A 2390-nucleotide genomic window follows, 5' to 3' on the forward strand; every position below is an offset into this window, starting at 1 on the left:
GTCAGACGTTGAATCGTCCTCCCACTGCTTGTAAGCTAACGGTTTCAGGTTCTATTTCACTCCCCTCCCGGGGTTCTTTTCACCTTTCCCTCGCGGTACTGTTTCGCTATCGGTCACGCAGTAGTATTTAGCCTTACCGAGTGGTCTCGGCTGATTCACCAGGGATTTCACGTGCCCCTGGCTACTCGGGATCCAGCTGGGATCTTTTCACTTTCGACTACAGGACTTTCACCTTCTCTGGTGTAGCTTTCAACTACTTCGTCTAGTTTCCCGATTCCTTTGTTGCTGTCCCACTACCCCAACAGGAAATCCTGTTGGTTTAGGCTCTTCCCGCTTCGCTCGCCGCTACTGGGGGAATCACGGTTGTTTTCTTTTCCTCGGGCTACTAAGATGTTTCAATTCGCCCGGTTGGCTCATACTGGTCTATGGATTCAACCAGCTGTATTTAGGGTTGCCCCATTCGGATATCTCCGGCTCGATGCTTGCTGCCAGCTCCCCGGAGCGTTTCGTCGGTCACCACGTCCTTCTTCGCCTCTGCGTGCCTAGGTATCCACCGTTAGCTCTTCATAGCTTGACCTTGTAACACAAACTATTGGTAATTATCTACCTGCTACAATGTTTCCTATTTCTCTTCTCTTCTATGCAGTTTTCTAGGTTCTCACTGGCTGATGTCGCCAGCATTCTCTTTGGTTTCTTACCCTTAGAGGTGCTGATGAATCATAAACTCACTCGATCTAGTCTATCATTCTCGCTTTGATTTGACAAGACTATTTCTCAGTTTTTTTTGGTGGAGGTAAGCGGACTCGAACCGCTGACATCTGCCGTGCAAGGACAGCGCTCTACCAACTGAGCTATACCCCCAGCTTTGCCATCTTTTTGGCAGGTGGGCCATCCTGGACTTGAACCAGGGACCTCACCCTTATCAGGGGTGCGCTCTAACCACCTGAGCTAATAGCCCATTAACCCAACCTGAATAGTTTGAAAGCCCACCATTCTCGTTCGACCCGGGTATGACCTTTTCTGTGACCTAATCACGAGTTTTCGGTCATCAGTTAGGTTAGGTCTCCCTAAAAAGGAGGTGATCCAGCCACACCTTCCGGTACGGCTACCTTGTTACGACTTCACCCCAGTCATCAGCCCCACCTTCGGCATCTCCTTCCTTTGCAGGTTAGGATAACGACTTCGGGCGTGGCCAACTCCCATGGTGTGACGGGCGGTGTGTACAAGGCCCGGGAACGAATTCACCCCAGTATGCTGACCTGGGATTACTAGCGATTCCGCCTTCATGTAGGCGAGTTGCAGCCTACAATCTGAACTGAGCCACGGTTTATGGGATTAGCTTGACATCGCTGTTTAGCTGCCCTTTGTCCGTAGCATTGTAGTACGTGTGTAGCCCAGGACGTAAGGGGCATGCTGACTTGACGTCATCCCCACCTTCCTCCGGTTTGTCACCGGCAGTCTCTTCAGAGTGCCCAACTGAATGCTGGCAACTAAAGACGAGGGTTGCGCTCGTTGCGGGACTTAACCCAACATCTCACGACACGAGCTGACGACAGCCATGCACCACCTGTGTTCGCGCTCCCGAAGGCACTCTTCCCTTTCAAGAAGATTCGCGACATGTCAAGTCCTGGTAAGGTTCTTCGCGTTGCATCGAATTAAACCACATACTCCACCGCTTGTGCGGGCCCCCGTCAATTCCTTTGAGTTTCACACTTGCGTGCGTACTCCCCAGGCGGGATACTTAACGCGTTGGCTCCGGCACTGTGAGGGTCGATACTCACAACACCTAGTATCCATCGTTTACGGCTAGGACTACAGGGGTATCTAATCCCTTTCGCTCCCCTAGCTTTCGTCCTGTGAGTGTCAGTTGTGGTCCAGCAGAGCGCTTTCGCCACCGGTGTTCTTCCCAATCTCTACGCATTTCACCGCTACACTGGGAATTCCCTCTACCCCTACCACACTCTAGCTTTTCAGTTTCCACCGCCCCTCAGTAGTTAAGCCACTGGTTTTAACGGCAGACTTGAAGAGCCACCTACGGACGCTTTACGCCCAATAATTCCGGATAACGCTTGCATCCTCCGTATTACCGCGGCTGCTGGCACGGAGTTAGCCGATGCTGATTCCTCTGGTACCGTCAGAGCTTCTTCCCAGAGAAAAGAGGTTTACAACCCAAGAGCCTTCCTCCCTCACGCGGTCTTGCTCCGTCAGGCTTTCGCCCATTGCGGAAAATTCCCCACTGCTGCCTCCCGTAGGAGTCTGGGCCGTGTCTCAGTCCCAGTGTGGCTGGTCATCCTCTCAGACCAGCTACCGATCGTCGCCTTGGTAGGCTCTTACCCTACCAACTAGCTAATCGGACGCGAGCTCATCTTCAGACGATAAATCTTTCACCT

General features: G+C 52.3%; 2 tRNA genes and 2 rRNA genes (1 of these 4 cut by a window edge). All 4 read right to left on the reverse strand.

What is annotated here, in order from left to right:
* Positions 1-577 (reverse strand): 23S ribosomal RNA (locus tag ACE1CC_RS08995); it reaches 2307 nt to the left of the window's first position.
* Between the two features lie 208 nt (positions 578-785).
* Positions 786-861: transfer RNA gene (locus ACE1CC_RS09000), tRNA-Ala, on the reverse strand.
* A 23-nt stretch (positions 862-884) separates the two neighbouring features.
* Positions 885-958: transfer RNA gene (locus ACE1CC_RS09005), tRNA-Ile, on the reverse strand.
* A 113-nt stretch (positions 959-1071) separates the two neighbouring features.
* A 16S ribosomal RNA gene (locus ACE1CC_RS09010) occupies positions 1072-2390 on the reverse strand; the annotation flags it as partial.

The organism is Floridaenema aerugineum BLCC-F46, from assembly GCF_041929345.1.
Classification (GTDB): domain Bacteria; phylum Cyanobacteriota; class Cyanobacteriia; order Cyanobacteriales; family Aerosakkonemataceae; genus Floridanema; species Floridanema aerugineum.